The organism is Phenylobacterium sp. LjRoot97, from assembly GCF_964254345.1.
In the GTDB taxonomy this organism is placed as follows: domain Bacteria; phylum Pseudomonadota; class Alphaproteobacteria; order Caulobacterales; family Caulobacteraceae; genus Phenylobacterium.
Window position 1 is genome coordinate 240139 of record NZ_CAXUTH020000001.1, and the last position, 17854, is coordinate 257992.

Below are 17854 nucleotides of genomic sequence, written 5' to 3' on the forward strand. Positions count from 1 at the left end.
CGCAACCCTTTGACGAGCTAGAAGCGGCCCATGACCGAACCGAAGAAGGGCTGGTTCCAACGTCTGACCGCCGGGCTGTCACGCTCGTCGAAGCAGATGACGGAACAGGTGGTCTCCACCTTCACCAAGCAGCCGCTGGACCAAGCCAAGCTCGACGAGCTAGAAGAGATGCTGATCGAGGCCGATCTCGGCCCGCACTCGGCTGCGCGCATCACCCAGCGCTTCGCCGAGGAGAAGTTCGGCAAGAGCGTCGACGAGCAAGAGATCAAGGAAGCCCTGGCCGAAGCCATCGGCGCCGAGCTGGAAAGCCGCGAGGGTGAGTTCACGCCGCTGACCGGGCCGCGCCCGTACGTGGTCATGTTCATCGGCGTCAACGGCTCGGGCAAGACCACGACCCTCGGCAAGATCGCCGCCGACCTCGTCGGCCGCGGGGCCAAGGTGCTGGTCGTCGCCGGCGACACGTTCCGCGCCGCTGCGGTCGAGCAGCTGAAGGTCTGGGCCGAACGCTCGGGCGCCGATTTCATGTCGCGGCCCACGGGCTCGGACGCGGCGGGCCTGGCCTTCGACGCCATCGAGCGCGCCAAGGCCGAGAACTACGACGTCGTGCTGATCGACACCGCCGGCCGTCTGCAGAACAAGCAGGGCCTGATGGACGAGCTGCTCAAGGTCATCCGGGTGGTCAAGAAGGTCGAGCCCGAGGCTCCGCACGAGACGCTGCTGGTGCTGGACGCCACGGTCGGCCGCAACGCGCTGGCCCAGGAAAACATCTTCGGCAACCAGATCGGGGTGTCGGGCATCGTCATGACCAAACTGGACGGCACGGCACGCGGCGGCGTGCTGGTGCCGGTGGCCCAGGCGTCCGACAGCCCCATCAAACTCATCGGCGTCGGCGAGGGGATCGACGATCTCCAGCCGTTCAAGGCGCGCGCCTTCGCCCGCACCCTGGTGGGACTCGACGAGGCATGAAGCTTTCCCCCAACGCACGCAGGTGGGTCCGCGGCGTCGTCGACTACGGCGGCCTGGTCGCGTTCCTGATCGGCTTCTTCCTGAACCGCGGCGGCGGCATGACCTCGCAGGAGGCGCTGGTCCAGGCGACCTGGTGGCTGGTCGGCGGATCGGTCCTCGGCCTGGTCGTCGGGTTCGTGTTCGAGAAGCGCATCGCCCCCTTCCCGCTGATCGCCGGCGGCGCGGCCCTGGTGTTCGGCGGCCTGACCCTGTTCTTCCACGACGTGCGCTTCGTGAAGCTGAAGCCGACGGTGATGAACACCCTGTTCGGCGTGGCGCTGCTGGGCGGGCTGATCCTGCGCAAGAACCCGCTGAAGCTGCTGCTGGGCGACGCCGTGAAGATGCCGGACGAGGGCTGGCGCAAGCTGACCCTGAACTACGGCCTGTTCTTCCTGGCGCTGGCGGCGTTGAACGAGTTCGTCTGGCGCACCCAGCCCGACGACGTCTGGGTGGTGTTCCGCTTCCCGGGCCTGCTGATCCTCACCGTGCTGTTCGGGTTCGCCCAGGTGCCGCTGATGATGAAGTACGCCAAGACCGACGAGCCGCCGCCGCCCCACGTCGAATAGCTTTCGGCGCCCCTGGCGCCGGCGCCGTCCACTGACCATGTGTCGTCAAATCGACACCGTACGCCGGTAGCGTCCAGGCGTGTCGACAGGCGGGGGTGGAACCGGATGGCCAAGTCGAAGTCCCAGGACAAGAAGAAGGGCCTGCCGGCCCTCGAGAAGTCGCCCAGTCATCTGCTGCACCGGGCGTTGCAGCTGGCCCTCGACATCTATGGTGACGAGCAGGGCGAGGGCGGCGTCACTCAGCGGCAATATGCGGTGCTGGCTGCGGTCGAGGCCTATGAGGGTCTGACCCAGACCGATCTGGTGCGGACCACCGGCATCGATCGCTCGACCCTGGCCGACATGGTCGCGCGGATGATCGTCAAGGGCCTGCTGGAGCGCCAGCGCTCGACCGCCGACGCCCGCGCCAACGCGGTCAGCCTGACCCAAGCTGGACGCCTGGCCCTGGCCGAGGCCAAGCCGAAGATGGCGGCGGCGGATGCGCGATTGCTGCGGCTGCTGTCGACCGCCAAGCGCGAGGCGCTGACGACGGGACTGCGCGAGCTGATCCGCGCCGCCGACGAGGCGGCCGCAGCGCCGGTGCCGATCGCCGCGCCGGCCAAGAAATCCAAGGCGGACAAGGCCGAGAAGCCGAAGAAGGCCAAGGCCGACAAGGCCGACAAGTCCAAGAAGAAGAAGCTCAAGAAGGCGGCCTAGCCGCGCTTCAGACCCGGATGTCCAGGATCGAGCCCGGACGCAGGATTCTCTGCGGCGGGTCGGCCGGCAGCGAGGCGGGCATGCGTTGCGCCGGCGCGGCCGGCGCCTGGGGCTGGCCTTGCACCTGCGGCTGCGCCTGAGCGGCCGTCGGACGCCCCATCGCCGCGGCGAAGAACGCCTGCTGGGCGCTGTTGCGCGTCGGCGCCGTCGGTTGGGCCTGCGGCTGGGGCGTCGGGAAGATCGGCGGGCGGATCGTGCTCACGGGCGGCGCAACTATGGTTAACGGAACCTTGGCGAGGTTTCGTTGCGCCGCCTCAAGGATTGGTTAACGCGGGGCCTTGGCCAACAGCTCGCGCGCTTTTTCCGGGGTGAGCGGCCCGGTGTGCTTGGCCAGGATCGTGCCGCCGGGGCCGACCAGATAGGTCTCGGGCACGCCGGTGACGCCGAGGTCGATGCCGGCGCGGCCGTCGCGGTCGACCAGGCGCTCGGAATAGGGGTCGCCGAGCCGGCCGATGAAGGCCTTGGTGTTCTCCGGCGCGTCCTTGTAGGCCACGCCGACGATGCGCACGCCCTGCTTCTTCAGGTCGACCAGCACCGGGTGCTCGATCTCGCAAGGAGCGCACCACGAGGCGAAGATATTGACCAGCACCGGGGCCGGCTGGGCGGCGTCGTGCAGGCGGACCGGCCGGCCGGTGTCGAGCGTCGGCAGGGTCAGGTCGGGCAGCGGCTTGCCGACCAGGGCGTCGGGCTGAACCTGGGGATCGCGCTTGAGCGAATAGAGGCCGAACAGCAGGCCGAGCGCCAGCAGCGCGGCCAGCGGCAGGAAGGCGAGGGTGCGGTTCACTTGCCGTCCTGCTGCTCGGCGCGACGGCGCCAGGTGCGCGACTGGCGCAGGGTGAAGACGATCATGCCGATGAAGACGAGCGCCGTCAGGCCGTAGGCCGGCCACACGTAGATCGCGTACTTTCCGGCGTCGAGATCGAGCATCGGATTAACCCCTCGCCGCGCGAAGGGCGGCGGCTTCGGCTCGGCGGCGCCAGACCTGGGCGCGGATGCCGACCAGCCACAGCGAGCCGAAGGCCGACATGTAGGCCAGGCCCATCAGCAGCAGCGGCCACAAATAGTCGTTGGTCATGGCCGGGCCGTCGGCGCGGAACACCGAGGCGCCCTGGTGGAGGGTGTTCCACCAGTCGACCGAGAACTTGATCACCGGCAGGTTCACTGCGCCGACCAGCGCCAGGATCGCGCAGGCGCGGGCCGCCTTGGTCTCGTCATCCAGCGACGCGCGCAACGCCATGTAGGCGAGGTAGACCAGGAACAGCACCAGCACCGAGGTCATCCGGGCGTCCCACTGCCACCACGTGCCCCACATCGGCCGACCCCAGAGCGAGCCGGTGAACAGCGCCATGAAGGTGAAGGCCGCGCCCAGCGGGGCCGCGGCGCGGGCCGCCGCGTCGGCCAGGGCGTGGCGGAAGACCAGGGCCAGGAAGCTCGCTGTCGCCAGGCAGGCGTAGACGAACATGCTCATCCAGGAGGCCGGCACGTGGATGAACATCAGCCGGACGGTGTCGCCCTGCTGGTAGTCTTCCGGCGCGGTGAAGCCGAGCCAGAGGCCGGCCAGCGCCAGGACGACGGCGATGGCGCCGAACATCGGCGCGGCCCAGCGGGAAAAGGCCATGAACCGCTCGGGATTCGACAGAAAGGCCGGCGCCGGGATCATGCCTGCGGCTTAGCGTCGGGCGACCCTTGCTGCAAGCGGCGCGTGCGCAAAGCCTGGCCGCGGGGCGACAGCCGGTAGCCGACCTCAAGGCTCTCGGTCAGGCCAAGCGCCTTCAGCTTGCGCACGTCGGTCTTGAAGGCCAACGTCTCGCGGCCGAGCCGGGCGGCGAGGTCGGGCGCACGCACGCCGGGATGGGCGGCGATCAGGTCCAGCACCGCGCCCGTCCACGGGCCGCGGGCGTCGAGCCGGGCCAAGCGCGTCTCGATCTCGTCGAGCGCGGCCTCCGAGACATCGAGCCGCAGGGCGCGGCGCGGATCCTCGCCGATCAGGCGGAAAGCGATGCGGTGGATGGGGGCCTCGCCCTCGAGCGCGGCCAGGGCCTGCGTCGCCGATGCGTAGCCGGCGCGGACCGCGTCGGCGTCGCTGAGAGCGTCCGGCGCGACGATCGCGATCTCGTCGATCGCCAGCACCCCGACCGGCGTGGTCAGGGTCCCGCCGGCCTTGACGGTCGGCTTGCGCCACCGACGGAAGGCCAGGTCGACCTTGCCTTCCGCGATGGCCGCCAGGACGGGCGCCTTGAACAGCATCGCCCGTCCCTTTTAGCACGAGAGCGGCCTAGCCGCGCTGCGGTCCGTGGCCGCCGCGGCCGCCCTTGCCCATCCCCTCCTTGCCGGGGCCGCGCGGGGCGAGCGTGTCGAACGCCTTCTGCTGGGCGGGGCTCAGCTGGGCGTAGAACCTCTTGGTCGCCGCCGCGCGCTGGTCGAAGCGGGCTAGGCGTTCGGTCATCCGCGTCCGCTGGGCGTCGAGCCGCTGGGGCGTGGTCATCTGGGCCATGGCGGCGCGATCGCCTGGCGCGGGCCGAGCGCCCGGCTTGCGAGCGTCGAGGAACGCCTTGAGCGCCGGCTCCTGGTCGGGCCGCAACTGCAGCGCCGCGCGCAGGTGCTCGGCGCGGCGGGCGGCCATCGCCTCCGGGTCCGCACGGCGCCACTCGCCGCGGCCGTCGCGCGGCTGGCCGGGCGCGGCGGCGGGCGGCGGTTGCTGGGCGACGCTGGCGGAGGCCATCAGGCCGGTCAGCAGGACGCCGCCGAGCGCGACGGGCGCGAGTTTCTTGAAGGTCATAGGTCAAATGCTCCGATTGCCGCCCCTCTGACCCTTCAACGGCGCGGTTGGTGAAGTCCGTCGCGGCCGCACGGCTTTTCGTCGACAATGCTGCAAGCGGTTCTGCTGGTTCGATTACACGCCGCGTGGCTTTCGGGGGCTCGGCCCCAGCGCAACATGGAGAAGGAACTCATGCGCAAGCTTTTCGCGGGCCTGGCGGCGACCTGCGTCCTGGCCGGCGGTCCGGCCCTGGCGGCGGACCTGGACGAGGTCGCGGTGCGCAAGATCGAGGCGACCGCCTATGACTATGTCGACGGCCAGCTCGAAGGCGACGCCGACCGCGTCGCACGCTCGCTGCATCCGGATCTCGCCAAGCGGGCTGTGAAGCCGACGCCGGACGAGGCGCTGGGCCTGCGCCGGATGAGCAAGGAGGAACTCGTCGACCTCACCCGCCGCGGGGTGCTGAAGACGCCGCGCGAGCAGTGGAGCCGCTCGGTCAAGGTGCTCGACATCGCCGGCGACGTCGCCGTCGCCCGGGTCGAAACGCCCTGGTTCGTCGACTACTTCCACCTGGGCCGGTTCGGGGATCGCTGGGTGATCGTCAACGCCATGTGGCAGCCCAAGCCGCAGCCGGCCGTCACCGACTAGGCTAGCTCAACGCATTGCGGCAGGCCGCGGCCATGGCGATCGGCCCCAGCGCCACGGCGGCGGCGGCATAGGCGGCCAGCAGCGCAAAGCCCGCCTTCCACGGCAGGCCGCCGGTGAAGGCGTCCAGCGCGCCGCCGCCGAAGATCACCGGCGGCACGAACAGCGGCAGCACGATCACCGCGGTCAGCAGTCCGCCGCGCCGCGCGCCCAGGCTCAGGGCCGCGCCGATGCCGCCGACGAAGGCGAAGGCCAGCCCGCCCATCAGCGCGCAGGCGAAGATCAGCGGCGCCAGGTGCGGCTTGGCGCCCAGCGCGATGGCCGCCACCGGCGCGGCGAAGGCCAGCGGCGCGGCGGTGGCCAGCCACTGTCCCAGGCACTTGATCGCGCAGGCGATCTCCAGCGGCACGGATGACAGAGTCAGCAGGTCCAGCGCGCCGTCCTCGTAGTCGCGCTCGAAGAGCCGGTCGAGCGAGAGCAGCGCGGCGAGCGCCAGCGCCACCCAGGCCGCCCCGGGCGCGACCGCCGCCAGCCGCGCCGGCTCGGGCCCCGTGGCCAGCGGCAACAGGGTGGCGACCCCGCCATAGAAGGCCAGCGAAACCATCGGACCGCCGCCGCGGCCCCAGGCCAGGGCCGCCTCGCGCGACAACAACGCCATGGCGCGGCTCATGGCGCGATCTCCCCGATCTCGACGGCGAGCGTCGGGATCGGCAGCGGGTCGTGCACGGCCGCGACGATCAGCCCGCCGCCGGCCAGGTGCTCGCGCATGATCTCGCCGAAGCGGGCCCGCCAGTCGGCGTCGAGCGGGCTCAGCGGTTCGTCGAGCAGCCACAGCGACCGCGGTGCGGCCAGCAGCCGGGCCAGCGACAGCCGCCGGCGCTGGCCGGCCGACAGCCGCCGCACCTCCAGGTCCAGCAGCCGGCTCAGTTCCAGCCGGGCGGCGGCCTCGCGCGCGGCCGATTCGCCCGCTCCGTTCCAGCGCGCCCAGAACGCCAGTTCCTCCCAGGCGGTGCGCGCGGGCTTCTGGCCGTCTTGGTGGCCGGCCAGATGAATGTGCTCGGCGCGGGCGTCGACGGGGTCCAGCGACCCGAACCGGATCGCGCCGGCTTCCAGCGGCACGAGGCCGGCGATGGCGCGCAGCAGGCTGGTCTTGCCGGCCCCGTTGCGGCCGACCAGCGCGGCGGCCGAGCCGGCGGGCAGGTCGACGCTAAGTCCCGAAAACAAAAGCCTTCCGCCGCGCTGGAGCGCCAGATTCTCGATCGCCAGCGCCTCGATCACGCGCGGGCTCCTTGCGGGTGATTCTCAGGTAGCGAGGAAATCCCCCGCCCTGCATGGACGGTTAGGAAATCAGGGTCTATGACGCGCGCGGCCGTCGCCACCTTGGGGGGCGTACGCGGCGCTGGGACGAACGCTGTGTGTCCGCCCCGAAAAGCGCGCGATCCCCGAAGTGGTCCAAGAGCGGCCGAGAACAGAGGAAGGATCCCTGATATGGCGTCTAACGACAGCCTGAAGACCCGCCGCGAACTGGTCGTCGGCGACAAGACCTACGTCTACTACAGCCTTCGCGCCGCAGAGGAAGCCGGTCTTTCGAACGTGGCGCGCCTGCCCGTCTCGATGAAGGTCCTCCTCGAGAACCTGCTGCGCAATGAAGACGGCACCACCGTCGGCGCCGACGACCTGAAGGCCCTGGCCGCCTGGATCGACAACAAGGGCGCCGTCGAGCACGAGATCAGCTTCCGTCCCGCCCGCGTGCTGATGCAGGACTTCACCGGCGTTCCGGCCGTCGTCGACCTGGCCGCCATGCGCGACGCCATGACCAGCCTCGGCGCCGATCCGGAGAAGATCAATCCGCTGAACCCCGTCGACCTGGTCATCGACCACTCGGTCATGGTCGACCACTTCGGCACCGCCAAGGCCTTCGGCGAGAACGTCGAGCGCGAGTATGAGCGCAACATCGAGCGCTACCGCTTCCTGCGCTGGGGCTCTTCGGCCTTCAACAACTTCCGCGTCGTGCCGCCCGGCACCGGCATCTGCCACCAGGTGAACCTCGAGTACCTGGCCCAGACCGTGTGGCTGAACGAAGAGGACGGCGCCTCGGTCGCCTATCCGGACACCGTCGTCGGCACCGACTCGCACACCACCATGATCAACGGCCTGGCCGTCCTGGGCTGGGGCGTCGGCGGCATTGAAGCCGAGGCGGCCATGCTCGGCCAGCCGATCCCGATGCTGATCCCGGAAGTCATCGGCTTCAAGCTGACCGGCAACCTGCCGGACGGCGCGACCGCGACCGATCTGGTGCTGACCGTCACCCAGATGCTCCGCAAGAAGGGCGTGGTCGGCAAGTTCGTCGAATTCTTCGGCCCGGGCCTGGCCAACCTGACCCTGGAAGACCAGGCGACGATCGCCAACATGGCTCCGGAATATGGCGCCACCTGCGGCTTCTTCCCGGTCACCAAGGCGACCATCGACTATCTGCGCGCCACCGGCCGTGACGCCGCCCGCGCCGATCTGGTCGAGGCCTACGCCAAGGAACAGGGCATGTGGGTCGAGGTCGGCGACGCCGACCCGGTCTTCACCGACACCCTGGAACTCGACCTCGGCGCCGTGCTGCCCTCGCTGGCCGGTCCGAAGCGCCCGCAGGACCGCGTGCTGCTCTCCGACGCCGCCTCCGAGTTCAAGGCCGCCCTGGCCAAGGACTTCGGCAAGAACGGCGAAGAGCCCCGCGCTCCGGTGGCCGGCGAGAAGTTCGACGTCGGCAACGGCGACGTCGTGATCGCCGCCATCACCTCCTGCACCAACACCTCGAACCCGTCGGTGCTGATCGCCGCCGGCCTGGTGGCCAAGAAGGCCGTCGAAAAGGGCCTGAAGGTGAAGCCGTGGGTGAAGACCTCGCTGGCGCCCGGCTCGCAGGTCGTGACCGACTACCTGAAGGCCGCCGGCCTGACGAAGTCGCTCGACGCGCTCGGCTTCAACCTGGTCGGCTACGGCTGCACCACCTGCATCGGCAACTCGGGCCCGCTGCCGGAAGCCATCGCCGAAGCGATCAACGCCAACGACCTGGTCGCCTGCTCGGTGCTTTCGGGCAACCGTAACTTCGAAGGCCGCGTGAACCAGGACGTCCGCGCCAACTACCTGGCCTCGCCGCCGCTGGTGGTCGCCTACGCCCTGGCCGGCAACATGAACATCGACCTGGCCACCGAGTCGCTCGGCGAAGGCAAGGACGGCAATCCGGTGTTCCTGAAGGACATCTGGCCGACCTCGGAAGAGATCGCCACCCTGCAGCGCAAGCACGTCACCCAGAAGATGTTCGCGACCCGCTACGCGGACGTGTTCAAGGGCGACAAGAACTGGCAGGGCATCAAGGTGTCGGGCGGCCAGACCTACGCCTGGGACATGGGTTCGACCTACGTGCAGAACCCGCCGTACTTCCAGAACATGAAGATGGAGCCGGAGCCGGTCACCGACATCGTCGAAGCCCGCATCCTCGGCGTGTTCGGCGACTCGATCACCACCGACCACATCAGCCCGGCGGGTTCGATCAAGGCGACCTCGCCGGCCGGCGTCTATCTGCGTGAACGCCAAGTGCCCGCCACGGAGTTCAACTCCTACGGCGCGCGCCGCGGCAACCACGAGATCATGATGCGCGGCACCTTCGCCAACATCCGGATCCGCAACAAGATCACCCCGGAAATCGAAGGCGGCGTGACCAAGCACTTCCCGTCGGGCGACGTGATGGCGATCTACGACGCGGCCATGCGCTACCAGGCCGAAGGCCGTCCGGCGGTCGTCTTCGCCGGCAAGGAATACGGCACCGGCTCGTCGCGCGACTGGGCGGCCAAGGGCACCAAGCTGCTGGGCGTCCGTGCGGTCATCGCCGAAAGCTTCGAGCGTATTCACCGCTCGAACCTGGTCGGCATGGGCGTGCTGCCGCTGCAGTTCACCCAGGACGGCTGGCAGAAGCTCGGCCTGACCGGCGAGGAGATCGTGACCATCCGCGGTCTCACCGAGCTGGCCCCCCGCAAGCAACTGACCGTCGAGATGTACCGTCCGTCGGACGGCCGCATCGCCCGCTTCCCGGTTCGCTGCCGCATCGATACCCCGACCGAGCTTGAGTACTTCAAGAACGGCGGCGTGCTGAACTACGTGCTGCGCAACCTGGCCGGCGGTTCGGCGGCCTAAAGTCTTGGTTTGCCTCTCTCACGCTGAGGGGTAGATCATCGCGTTCGAGGGGGTCTGCCGCCCGTGCAGGCCCCCTCTTTCGTTTCCGCGACGCTGCAAGCTGGTCACGCCTTGTTGAAATCCAAAGCTCAGGGAAGTCCGCTTAATTGCGCCACGATGCGTAAGGCCGCGCTTTTCAGCCTCTTCCTCTGCGCCACCCCGCTCGCCGCGGCCGCCAAGCCGCCGGTGGTCGTCGAGCTGTTCACCGCCCAGGGGTGCGCCTCCTGCGGCGAGGCGAACGCCAACTTGGCCAAGATGGCCCAGCGCGACGGCGTGCTCGCCCTGACCTTCCCGGTCGACTACTGGGACTATCTCGGTTGGTCCGACACCTTCGCCAAGCCCGAGTTCGCCGCCCGCCAGAAGGCCTATGTGGCGCGGCTTGAACTGCGCGAGCCCTACACGCCCCAGGTCGTCGTCGACGGGCGGGCCCAGGCTGGTGGACTGCAAAACGACAAGGTCGAGCGCCTGGTGTCCCAGGCCGCCAAGGGCCCGCACGATCCGCCGGACATGGCCTTCATCGGCCCGCGCCGGGTCGACGTCGGTTCCGGCAGGGTCCCGCGCGGCGGCGCTGAGGTCTGGTTGGTGCGCTATGACCCGCGTGAGCAGGACGTGGTGGTCAAGAAGGGCGACAACCGCGGCCAGACCGTCGTCCATCGCAACGTGGTGCGCGAGATCAAGCGGCTGGGCCCGTGGCGCGGCCGCCCGACCGCCTATCGCCTCCCGGCGGCCGAGGATGGCTTGGCGAGCGCCGTGCTGGTGCAGGGCGCCGAAGGCGGCGGCATCATCGCCGTCGCCCTCAAAGACTGATTTTCCTGGATCCAGACGCAAACAAGCCCGCGCGGGAGGGGGGGAGGATCCGCGCGGGCTCGCATTGGGGTGGTGCTCAATGAAGTAGCGTCGGCTGACCGAAGCCCACGATCCAGGGGGGCTGGGGGGGCTGTTCAGGATCCGGGACCAGCGGGTCTCCGATCAACCGACGATGTCACTATCGAAGGCGGATCAGGCGCGCGAACGACCGAAATAAGGTCTTTCCGTGGCGCAAGATTACGGTTGTTTTAGATTGGCGGGCGGCGTGTCGGCCACGCAACGAGCTGCCGTTCACTGAGCATTTGTCGGCGGCTGGAAATTGGGGCACGCTCTAGGGCGATGGCGCTTGATCCGCAACAGCAGCCTCGGACCGTTCAGGTCTTTTTCGAGCGACGCGAGCTCGACCGCCTTCTCGCCCTCTATGGACGCATGGTCGCCGCCGGTGAATGGCGCGACTACGGAATCGGGGTCCTGGCCGACGCCTGCGTGTTCTCGGTCTTCCGGCGGACCTCGGAGGCCCCGCTCTACCGCATCGAGAAGCGGCCGGCCCTGGCCCGCCGCCAAGGCGCCTGGGCCGTTATCGGCCAGGGCGGCATGATCCTGCGCCGCGGCCATGAGCTGGAGCAGGTGCTGCGGTTCTTCGACAAGGGCCGCTTCAAGGTCGTCGACTAGCCGACTTCATCCCATAGCGTGGACGCAAACAAAAACCCCGGCGGTTTCCCGCCGGGGCTCGAAGTCGTTGTTCGCTGTCAGCGCTTAGCGGCGGTCGCCGAAGATGCTGAGCAGGAATTGGAACAGGTTGATGAAGTTCAGATACAGGCTCAGCGCGCCGTAGTTGGTGGCCACGGCCTGGGCCGTCTGGTCGCCGCCCATTTCGTAGTAGCTCATCTTCAGGCGCTGGGTGTCGTAGGCGATCAGGCCCGCGAAGATCAGCACGCCGGCGACGCTGATGATGAAGGCCATCATGCCGTTCGCCAGGAACATGTTGACGATGCTGGCGACCACCAGGCCGATCAGGCCGATGATCAGGAAGCTGCCGAGACCGGTCAGGTCCTTCTTCGTCGTATAGCCGAACAGCGACAGGCCGCCGAACGCCGCCGCGGTGATCAGGAACGTCGAGAAGATCGAGGCGCCCGTATAGACGAAGGTCAGGACGCCGAGGCCCGCGCCGATCAGCGCGACGATGGTCCAGTAATAGATGCCCGACGAGCGCGGCGTGACGTTCTTCATGGCGAAGGCGCCGAAGAGGATCACAGCCAGCGGCGCGAAAGCCACGATCATGCCGAGCAGGGTGTAGCCGACCTTGCCCGACGGCGAGACGCTGAACATCAGGTCGCGCACCGGCGGGAACGAGCCGGTCACGAACGCCAGAGCGGCGGAGAGCAGGAGACCCAGCGCTACCTTGTTGTAGACGCCGAGCATGAAGCTGCGCAGACCCGCGTCCACCGACATGTCGGCGCGATCTGCGGGGATCGAGCGCGCGTAGCCGCGGTTATAGTCGCTCATAGGGATGTTGGCCCTTCTAGGAAGCGCCCCTAGCGGACGCCGCTCAAATATCGTGGTCCAATGGCGTCCATGCAAGGCTGGGTCGATTACGATTGCGTCAGAACGTCAGCACCTTAGGTAGTCATCCATGATCCGCCTGTTCGCCGCGCTCGCCATTCCCGAGGACATCGCGCAGGAGCTGGTCGTCCGCCAGGACCGTTTGCCGGGCGCGCGCTGGCGGCCGCCGGAGGCGCTTCACATCACCCTGCGGTTCGTCGGCGACGTGGCTGAGAACGTGGCCGCCGACCTTGATGCAGAGCTTACCACCGTGGGTGGCGGACCGCTCGAGTTGTCCCTGCAAGGGGTGGGGGCTTTCGGCGAGGGGGCCGACATCCACGCGGTCTGGGCCGGGGTCGAGGAGAACGAGGCCCTGCGCCATCTGGCCCGATCCTGCGAGGTTGCCGCCCGCCGGGCCGGCCTCAAGCCCGACACCCGCACCTACAAGCCGCACGTCACCCTGGCCTATCTGCGCCGGCCCAATCCGGCCGACGTCGCCAAGTGGATCCAGGAGAACAACCTGCTGCGCACCGAGCCGTTCCGGGTGACCAGCTTCGGCCTCTATTCCAGCTGGCAGTCGGACCAGGGCTCCTGGTACCGGGCCGAACGCGAGTACCCGCTCTACTGAGCTAGGCCTCGACGGCGTGGTCCTTGAGCACGCCCAGCGGCACGATGGCCAGGGTCTCCTCGTGGGTCGCCTCCAGCACCACCTGGGGCGCGGCCCCGGCGTCCAACGCCTCCTTCCAGCGCGGCGCGCACAGGCACCAGCGGTCGCCGGGCTTCAGCCCTGCGAAGCCGTACTCGGGCATCGGGGTCGACAGGTCGTTGCCGACCATCTTCGAATAGGCGAGGAACTCGACGGTCATCACCGCGCAGACCGTGTGCAGGCCCAGGTCGTGCGGCCCGGTCTCACAGCAGCCGTTGCGGAAGAACCCGGTCACGGGATCGAGCGAGCAGGCGAGCAGCTCGCCCCCCAACACGTTTCTGGCGCCGGCGTCGTAGCGGGTGGTCATGGCGCCATCCTAACCCTTATGACTGGGCCTTCGCCATCCTGCCTGGAGCCCGCCGACCTTGAACGTCGCCCGCCCGCGCCGCAGCGCCCTCTACATGCCCGCCGCTAACGCCCGGGCGATCGAAAAGGCCCGCGAGCTGCCCTGCGACGTGGTGATCCTCGACCTTGAGGACGCGGTCGCCCCCGACGCCAAGGACATCGCCCGCGAGCAGGCGGTCGCCGCGGTTCGCGCCGGCGGCTTCGGCCGCCGCGAGGTGGTGATCCGGGTCAACGGCCTGGACACTCCCTGGGGGCTGGAGGATCTGGCCGCCGCCATCGACGCGCGGCCCGACGCGATCCTGGTCCCGAAGGTCTCGAGCGCCCATGACGTGCGGGCCTATGGCGCGGCCGAGGCCGGCGGAGTGCCGCTGTGGGCCATGGTCGAGACCTGCGCGTCGCTGTTCGCGCTGGGCGACATAGCTGGGGCCGAAGGGCTGGCCGCGCTGGTGGTCGGGACCAACGACCTGGCCAAGGAGATGCGCTGCCGGCTCACCGTCGGGCGCGCCGCCCTGGCCGGGCCGCTGTCGCTGATCGTCGCCGCCGGCCGCGCCCACGGCCTGGCGGTGCTGGACGGCGTCTTCAACGAGATCGAGGACGACGCCGGCCTGGCGGCGCAGTGCGAGCAGGGGCTGGAGTTCGGCTTCGACGGCAAGACCCTGATCCATCCGCGCCAGGTCGAGGCGGCGAACGCCGCCTTCAGTCCGTCGACCGACGAGGTCGCATGGTCGCGGGTCGTGGTCGCAGCCTTCGATTCGCCGGAAAACGCCGTTAAGGGTGTTCTTAAAGTCGAGGGGCGCATGGTTGAGCGGTTGCACTTGGCCCAGGCGCGGCGAGTGATCGCCGTGGCCGAGGCCATCGCCGCGGCGTGAGGCGTGATTTGAACCAATTTCTGAGGTCTGCGATCGGGCTCCTGGCCCTGACGGCCGCGTCGGCGGCCCAGGCGCAGGACGTCGTCGATCCGATCGGCTCCATCCTGGATCAGGTCGACGAGGAGACCGCCGAGTCGCTCGGCGCGCCGCCGCCGGCCCCGCCGGCGCCGACCGCCGCGCCCGCCTATCCCTACGCGCCGCCCGCGCCCGAGCGGCCTGCCGTCGTCAGCCTACCGCCGACCTATACGCCGCCTCCGCCGCCGGCCCCGCGCCGGCCGCTGCTCAGCGCCCCGGTCACCATCGACGAGTACGACAAGACCCCGGAGGGGCCGCTCAACGCCGTCGAGCGCAGCTATGAGAGCCGGCTGCGCTCGTCCTTCGCCTCGGCCCAGGGGATGCAGGGGCCGATGGACGGCGCCTGGGTGCTGCGGGCGCGTTCGGGCGAGACGCTCTATTCGTTCCTGCTGGTCGACAAGGGCGGCGGAACCCTGGAAGGCGCCTGGCGCGATCCGCGTCGGCGCGGCACGCCCGAGGCGTCCGGCTTCCTGGTCGACATCCAGCGCGTCGGCGCCCAGGTCAGCGCCAGCTTCTATCCGCGGCCGGGCGGCGGGATCGCGACCCTGATGCTCAATCCGGGGCCGGGCGGCGAATGGTCGGGCGATCTGCTGGAAGGTCGCGACCGCACCGCCGTCACCCTGCGCCGCAATTAGGCGAGACCGAGCGCCGCCTTCGCCGCCGCCGCCGCGCGCGCCAGCTCGTCCTGGCCGTAGGGCGCGGCGGGGCTGTGGCCCCAGACCGGGCCGGGCCAGGCCGGATCGCCGACCCGGCGGCCGATCACGTGGACGTGCAGTTGCGGCGTCACGTTGCCCAGCGCGCCGACATTCAGCTTGTCGACCACGAAGCCCAGCGCCCGCACCGCACGGCCGGCGGCGAGGATCTCGTCGGTGAGGATCGCCAGGTCCTCGCGCGCCAGGTCCTCAAGCTCGCGCATCGCCGCGCGGCGAGGGATCAGCACGATCCAGGGATAGCGGTTGTCGTCCTGCAGCCGCGCATGACTGAGGGCGAGGTCGCCGAGGGCGTGGGAGGTGGCGACGAAGGCCGGATCGATCTCGAACATGACCTCGGCTTGGTAGCGCCGGAGCAGCGGGGAGTCACTTGCGCTTGCCGCAAAGCCCTTGCGGGTCTAGAGCGCGTGCGAATTTCGCACTGCAAACACGGGACAGTTCCATGACCACGAAGAAGCCGATCCGCGTCGCTGTCACCGGCGCCGCCGGCAATATCGGTTACGCCCTCCTTTTCCGCATCGCCTCGGGCGAGATGCTGGGCAAGGACCAGCCGGTCATCCTGCAACTGCTCGAAATCCCGACCGAGGGCGCGCAGAAGGCCCTGAAGGGCGTGGCCATGGAACTGGAAGACTGCGCCTTCCCGCTGCTGGCCGACATGGTCCTGACCGACGACGCCAACGTCGCGTTTAAAGATGCAAACTGGAACCTGCTGGTCGGCTCCAAGCCGCGCGGTCCGGGCATGGAGCGCGCCGACCTGCTGAAGGACAACGGCAAGATCTTCATCGCCCAGGGCAAGGCCATCGACGCCGTCGCCGCTGACGACGCCCGCGTCGCCGTGGTCGGCAACCCCTGCAACACCAACGTCATGATCGCCGCGGCCCAGGCCAAGCGCCTGACCGCCGACCGCTTCACCGCCATGGTGCGCCTCGACGAGAACCGCGGCCGCGCCCAGCTGGCCAAGAAGGCCGGCGTGTCGATCAACGACGTCAGCGACCTCTACATCTACGGCAACCACTCGCCGACCATGTTCGCCGACTTCACCCACGCCAAGATCGGCGGCAAGCCGGCCGCCGAGGTCATCGGCGACGAAGCCTGGCTGAAGAACGACTACCTGCCGGCGGTCGGCAAGCGCGGCGCGGCGATCATCGAGGCCCGCGGCCTGTCCTCGGCCGCCTCGGCCGCCAACGCCCTGATCGACCACGTCCGCGACCTGACCACGGTCGGCGCGGTGCACTCGGTCGCCGTCAACAGCGAGGGCCGCTACGGCTTCGCCGAAGGCGTCTGGGCCGGCATGCCGGTGAAGACCACCGCCACCGGTTACGACGTGATCACGTCCTACGAAATGGACGACTTCGCCAAGTCGAAGATCGCCCTGACCAACGACGAGCTGGTCGGCGAGCGCGACACCGTGAAGGACCTGCTGGCCTAAGCCAGACGACCAGATCCATCGAAGGGCCGGCCCGCAACCGCGGCGCCGGCCTTTTTCGTGCGCGCTATCTGCCGCTGAGGCGTGCGCGGCCGGCGGCGATGGCCTCCAGCTCGCCGATGCGGCGGTCATAGGCGGCGGCGACGTCGCGCGGCGAGCGCAATGCCGCCTCCTCGCGATAGGCCAGCCAGTCGTCCTGGTCCTCGCGCAGCGCCTCAACCGGCGCGCCCGAGCGCTCGGCCCGGCGGTAGGCGCGCGCCATGTGGCGGTCGGCGGCGGCCAGCACGGCGTCGGTGCAGACCATCTCCTCGGCCAGCGAGGCGGCGTTGCGGCAGTCGAAGCTCGGCCGCTCGGCGCCCCAGGTCGGATCGGGCGCGACCGGCGGTTCCGGCGCCCACGGCGCTTGCGGCGCGCGCGGCGGGGCCGGGGCGGGACGCGGAACCTGCGCGATGGGGGCGGGCGGCGGCTCCGGCGCCAGGCCGGGCGGCGGTTCGACCATGTCCGGCGGCAGGGTTTCCAGCGGCGGGGCGGGCGGCGGCGGCGGCGCCGGCGGCAGCTCGGCCATTGCGATGTCCAACTGCCGCTCCGGTTGGGCGGCCGGCGCGGCGGCGGGCGCCATCGGCGTGCGCGCGGCCAGGTCGGTGATCAGCTGCGGACGCGCGGCCAGGCCAAGCCCGATCCCGAGCACGCCGGCCAGCGCCAACCCGGCCAGCACCGCCTTGCCGCCGAGCCGTCGGCGCGGCGGCCGCGGCGGCTCGCGCGGCTCCAGGGTCAGGGGCGGTTCGCCATCGAAGCTCATGACCCCACCCTACGCGCGCGTGCTGAACGCGGGCTGAACCGCTGGCGCGGCGGTCCGAACCGGTGAAAAATCGCCGCCATGAGCCTTGGACCCACCCTCGAAACCGCCCGCCTGATCCTGCGCCCGACCTCCGGCGAGGACTTCGAACCCTGGGCCGCCTTTTCCGCGGACGAGGAAGCTTCGCGCTTTCTCGGCGGCCCGCAGCCGCGCGAGACGGCTTGGCGCATGATGTGCACCATGGCCGGGTCCTGGGTGGTGCGCGGGTTCGGCATGTTCTCGGTGATCGAGAAGGAAAGCGGCCGCTGGGTCGGGCGGCTCGGCCCCTGGCAGCCCGAGGGCTGGCCGGGCACCGAGGTCGGCTGGGGCGTGGCGCGCGAATTCTGGGGCAAGGGCTACGCGCCCGAAGGCGCGACCGCGGCGATCGACTGGGCGTTCGACCATCTGGGCTGGACTGAGGTCATCCACTGCATCGACCCGGGCAACGTCAATTCCCAGGGCGTGGCGCGGAAACTCGGCTCCTCGATCCTGCGCCACGCGATGCTGCCGCCGCCGCTCAGCGAGAGCGTCGATGTCTGGGGTCAGACCCGCGAGCAGTGGCGCGCGCGGCTGTCCTAGTCCTTTGGTTCA

The 17854-nt window shown here is 69.8% G+C and carries 24 protein-coding genes; 12 read left to right on the plus strand and 12 right to left on the minus strand.

Annotation, left to right across the window (positions count from 1 at the left end):
* Positions 1 to 30: 30 nt before the first annotated feature.
* From ftsY to ACSQ2H_RS01180, 3 genes are all read left to right on the plus strand, one after another.
* On the plus strand, positions 31 to 966 hold the full coding sequence (gene ftsY / locus ACSQ2H_RS01170) for a signal recognition particle-docking protein FtsY (protein WP_436059651.1): 936 nt from the start codon (positions 31 to 33) through the stop codon (positions 964 to 966).
* Complete coding sequence (locus tag ACSQ2H_RS01175) at positions 963 to 1571, plus strand: inner membrane-spanning protein YciB (RefSeq protein ID WP_436059652.1); 609 nt, start codon at positions 963 to 965, stop codon at positions 1569 to 1571. Before ftsY ends, ACSQ2H_RS01175 begins: the two co-directional genes overlap by 4 nt.
* 105 nt (positions 1572 to 1676) lie before the next feature.
* Positions 1677 to 2267, plus strand: coding sequence for a MarR family winged helix-turn-helix transcriptional regulator (locus tag ACSQ2H_RS01180; RefSeq protein ID WP_436059653.1), 591 nt, complete (start codon positions 1677 to 1679; stop codon positions 2265 to 2267).
* 7 nt (positions 2268 to 2274) lie between these two features.
* Here the strand turns inward: ACSQ2H_RS01180 and ACSQ2H_RS01185 are convergent, their stop codons facing one another.
* From ACSQ2H_RS01185 to ACSQ2H_RS01210, 6 genes are all read right to left on the minus strand, one after another.
* Positions 2275 to 2529 (minus strand): hypothetical protein, encoded by a 255-nt coding sequence (locus ACSQ2H_RS01185; RefSeq protein ID WP_436059654.1) that lies wholly within the window; start codon positions 2527 to 2529, stop codon positions 2275 to 2277.
* Positions 2530 to 2592: 63 nt separating this feature from the next.
* Positions 2593 to 3111 carry a DsbE family thiol:disulfide interchange protein gene (locus ACSQ2H_RS01190; protein WP_436059655.1) on the minus strand — a complete coding sequence of 173 codons (519 nt, stop codon included), beginning with the start codon at positions 3109 to 3111 and terminating at the stop codon, positions 2593 to 2595.
* Positions 3108 to 3254 (minus strand): heme exporter protein CcmD, encoded by a 147-nt coding sequence (ccmD, locus tag ACSQ2H_RS01195; protein WP_436059656.1) that lies wholly within the window; start codon positions 3252 to 3254, stop codon positions 3108 to 3110. Before ccmD ends, ACSQ2H_RS01190 begins: the two co-directional genes overlap by 4 nt.
* 4 nt (positions 3255 to 3258) lie before the next feature.
* On the minus strand, positions 3259 to 3945 hold the full coding sequence (ccmC, locus tag ACSQ2H_RS01200) for a heme ABC transporter permease CcmC (RefSeq protein WP_246370993.1): 687 nt from the start codon (positions 3943 to 3945) through the stop codon (positions 3259 to 3261).
* 38 nt (positions 3946 to 3983) lie between these two features.
* Positions 3984 to 4574, minus strand: coding sequence for a hypothetical protein (locus tag ACSQ2H_RS01205; protein WP_436059657.1), 591 nt, complete (start codon positions 4572 to 4574; stop codon positions 3984 to 3986).
* A 28-nt stretch (positions 4575 to 4602) separates the two neighbouring features.
* Positions 4603 to 5106 carry a Spy/CpxP family protein refolding chaperone gene (locus ACSQ2H_RS01210; RefSeq protein ID WP_436059658.1) on the minus strand — a complete coding sequence of 168 codons (504 nt, stop codon included), beginning with the start codon at positions 5104 to 5106 and terminating at the stop codon, positions 4603 to 4605.
* 171 nt (positions 5107 to 5277) lie between these two features.
* Between ACSQ2H_RS01210 and ACSQ2H_RS01215 the strand changes: the two genes are divergently transcribed.
* Positions 5278 to 5733 carry a nuclear transport factor 2 family protein gene (locus ACSQ2H_RS01215; protein WP_436059659.1) on the plus strand — a complete coding sequence of 152 codons (456 nt, stop codon included), beginning with the start codon at positions 5278 to 5280 and terminating at the stop codon, positions 5731 to 5733.
* A gap of 1 nt (position 5734) precedes the next feature.
* On the opposite strand, the gene ccmB is transcribed toward ACSQ2H_RS01215, so the two are convergent.
* Entirely contained in the window at positions 5735 to 6400 is a 666-nt protein-coding gene (gene ccmB, locus ACSQ2H_RS01220) for a heme exporter protein CcmB (protein WP_436059660.1), read from the minus strand.
* Positions 6397 to 7008, minus strand: coding sequence for a heme ABC exporter ATP-binding protein CcmA (gene ccmA / locus ACSQ2H_RS01225; RefSeq protein WP_436059661.1), 612 nt, complete (start codon positions 7006 to 7008; stop codon positions 6397 to 6399). Before ccmA ends, ccmB begins: the two co-directional genes overlap by 4 nt.
* A gap of 210 nt (positions 7009 to 7218) precedes the next feature.
* Here ccmA and acnA point away from each other — a divergent pair, with 210 nt between their 5' ends.
* From acnA to ACSQ2H_RS01240, 3 genes are all read left to right on the plus strand, one after another.
* Positions 7219 to 9909, plus strand: coding sequence for an aconitate hydratase AcnA (acnA, locus tag ACSQ2H_RS01230; protein ID WP_436059662.1), 2691 nt, complete (start codon positions 7219 to 7221; stop codon positions 9907 to 9909).
* Between the two features lie 156 nt (positions 9910 to 10065).
* Positions 10066 to 10755 carry a DUF1223 domain-containing protein gene (locus ACSQ2H_RS01235; RefSeq protein ID WP_436059663.1) on the plus strand — a complete coding sequence of 230 codons (690 nt, stop codon included), beginning with the start codon at positions 10066 to 10068 and terminating at the stop codon, positions 10753 to 10755.
* 339 nt (positions 10756 to 11094) lie between these two features.
* Positions 11095 to 11427 (plus strand): DUF2794 domain-containing protein, encoded by a 333-nt coding sequence (locus tag ACSQ2H_RS01240; protein ID WP_436059664.1) that lies wholly within the window; start codon positions 11095 to 11097, stop codon positions 11425 to 11427.
* 84 nt (positions 11428 to 11511) lie between these two features.
* On the opposite strand, the gene ACSQ2H_RS01245 is transcribed toward ACSQ2H_RS01240, so the two are convergent.
* The gene (locus ACSQ2H_RS01245; RefSeq protein ID WP_436059665.1) at positions 11512 to 12261 is read right to left on the minus strand and encodes a Bax inhibitor-1/YccA family protein; all 750 of its coding nucleotides are present in this window, start codon (positions 12259 to 12261) and stop codon (positions 11512 to 11514) included.
* A gap of 127 nt (positions 12262 to 12388) precedes the next feature.
* Between ACSQ2H_RS01245 and thpR the strand changes: the two genes are divergently transcribed.
* Positions 12389 to 12925: an RNA 2',3'-cyclic phosphodiesterase gene (thpR, locus tag ACSQ2H_RS01250; RefSeq protein ID WP_436059666.1), complete on the plus strand. Its 537-nt coding sequence runs from the start codon at positions 12389 to 12391 to the stop codon at positions 12923 to 12925.
* 1 nt (position 12926) lies between these two features.
* Here thpR and ACSQ2H_RS01255 read toward each other — a convergent pair whose 3' ends face one another.
* Entirely contained in the window at positions 12927 to 13310 is a 384-nt protein-coding gene (locus tag ACSQ2H_RS01255) for a DUF2237 family protein (protein ID WP_436059667.1), read from the minus strand.
* 58 nt (positions 13311 to 13368) lie between these two features.
* Between ACSQ2H_RS01255 and ACSQ2H_RS01260 the strand changes: the two genes are divergently transcribed.
* Both ACSQ2H_RS01260 and ACSQ2H_RS01265 read left to right on the plus strand, forming a co-directional pair.
* A complete protein-coding gene (locus ACSQ2H_RS01260) occupies positions 13369 to 14217 on the plus strand; it encodes an HpcH/HpaI aldolase/citrate lyase family protein (RefSeq protein ID WP_436059668.1) in 849 nt (282 codons plus the stop codon).
* A gap of 8 nt (positions 14218 to 14225) precedes the next feature.
* Complete coding sequence (locus ACSQ2H_RS01265) at positions 14226 to 14927, plus strand: hypothetical protein (RefSeq protein WP_436059669.1); 702 nt, start codon at positions 14226 to 14228, stop codon at positions 14925 to 14927.
* Here ACSQ2H_RS01265 and ACSQ2H_RS01270 read toward each other — a convergent pair.
* Entirely contained in the window at positions 14924 to 15334 is a 411-nt protein-coding gene (locus ACSQ2H_RS01270) for an HIT domain-containing protein (protein ID WP_436059670.1), read from the minus strand. The two genes, ACSQ2H_RS01265 and ACSQ2H_RS01270, sit on opposite strands and share 4 nt — an antisense overlap.
* Before the next feature lie 110 nt (positions 15335 to 15444).
* Between ACSQ2H_RS01270 and ACSQ2H_RS01275 the strand changes: the two genes are divergently transcribed.
* Positions 15445 to 16431: a malate dehydrogenase gene (locus tag ACSQ2H_RS01275; protein ID WP_436059671.1), complete on the plus strand. Its 987-nt coding sequence runs from the start codon at positions 15445 to 15447 to the stop codon at positions 16429 to 16431.
* 64 nt (positions 16432 to 16495) lie between these two features.
* Here the strand turns inward: ACSQ2H_RS01275 and ACSQ2H_RS01280 are convergent, their stop codons facing one another.
* A complete protein-coding gene (locus tag ACSQ2H_RS01280) occupies positions 16496 to 17227 on the minus strand; it encodes a lysozyme inhibitor LprI family protein (protein ID WP_436059672.1) in 732 nt (243 codons plus the stop codon).
* 78 nt (positions 17228 to 17305) lie between these two features.
* Here ACSQ2H_RS01280 and ACSQ2H_RS01285 point away from each other — a divergent pair, with 78 nt between their 5' ends.
* A complete protein-coding gene (locus tag ACSQ2H_RS01285; RefSeq protein ID WP_436059673.1) occupies positions 17306 to 17842 on the plus strand; it encodes a GNAT family N-acetyltransferase in 537 nt (178 codons plus the stop codon).
* Positions 17843 to 17854: the final 12 nt, after the last annotated feature.

Coding starts and splice junctions, on each gene's coding strand:
- ACSQ2H_RS01235 (WP_436059663.1), top strand. CDS start 10,066: ATGCGTAAGGCCGCGCTTTTCAGCCTCTTCCTCTGCGCCACCCCGCTC.
- ACSQ2H_RS01180 (WP_436059653.1), top strand. CDS start 1,677: ATGGCCAAGTCGAAGTCCCAGGACAAGAAGAAGGGCCTGCCGGCCCTC.
- ACSQ2H_RS01255 (WP_436059667.1), bottom strand. CDS start 13,310: ATGACCACCCGCTACGACGCCGGCGCCAGAAACGTGTTGGGGGGCGAG.
- ACSQ2H_RS01245 (WP_436059665.1), bottom strand. CDS start 12,261: ATGAGCGACTATAACCGCGGCTACGCGCGCTCGATCCCCGCAGATCGC.
- ACSQ2H_RS01270 (WP_436059670.1), bottom strand. CDS start 15,334: ATGTTCGAGATCGATCCGGCCTTCGTCGCCACCTCCCACGCCCTCGGC.
- ACSQ2H_RS01205 (WP_436059657.1), bottom strand. CDS start 4,574: ATGCTGTTCAAGGCGCCCGTCCTGGCGGCCATCGCGGAAGGCAAGGTC.
- acnA (WP_436059662.1), top strand. CDS start 7,219: ATGGCGTCTAACGACAGCCTGAAGACCCGCCGCGAACTGGTCGTCGGC.
- ccmC (WP_246370993.1), bottom strand. CDS start 3,945: ATGGCCTTTTCCCGCTGGGCCGCGCCGATGTTCGGCGCCATCGCCGTC.
- ACSQ2H_RS01285 (WP_436059673.1), top strand. CDS start 17,306: ATGAGCCTTGGACCCACCCTCGAAACCGCCCGCCTGATCCTGCGCCCG.
- ccmD (WP_436059656.1), bottom strand. CDS start 3,254: ATGCTCGATCTCGACGCCGGAAAGTACGCGATCTACGTGTGGCCGGCC.
- ccmB (WP_436059660.1), bottom strand. CDS start 6,400: ATGAGCCGCGCCATGGCGTTGTTGTCGCGCGAGGCGGCCCTGGCCTGG.
- ACSQ2H_RS01275 (WP_436059671.1), top strand. CDS start 15,445: ATGACCACGAAGAAGCCGATCCGCGTCGCTGTCACCGGCGCCGCCGGC.
- ACSQ2H_RS01280 (WP_436059672.1), bottom strand. CDS start 17,227: ATGAGCTTCGATGGCGAACCGCCCCTGACCCTGGAGCCGCGCGAGCCG.
- ACSQ2H_RS01215 (WP_436059659.1), top strand. CDS start 5,278: ATGCGCAAGCTTTTCGCGGGCCTGGCGGCGACCTGCGTCCTGGCCGGC.
- ACSQ2H_RS01210 (WP_436059658.1), bottom strand. CDS start 5,106: ATGACCTTCAAGAAACTCGCGCCCGTCGCGCTCGGCGGCGTCCTGCTG.
- ACSQ2H_RS01175 (WP_436059652.1), top strand. CDS start 963: ATGAAGCTTTCCCCCAACGCACGCAGGTGGGTCCGCGGCGTCGTCGAC.
- ACSQ2H_RS01240 (WP_436059664.1), top strand. CDS start 11,095: ATGGCGCTTGATCCGCAACAGCAGCCTCGGACCGTTCAGGTCTTTTTC.
- thpR (WP_436059666.1), top strand. CDS start 12,389: ATGATCCGCCTGTTCGCCGCGCTCGCCATTCCCGAGGACATCGCGCAG.
- ftsY (WP_436059651.1), top strand. CDS start 31: ATGACCGAACCGAAGAAGGGCTGGTTCCAACGTCTGACCGCCGGGCTG.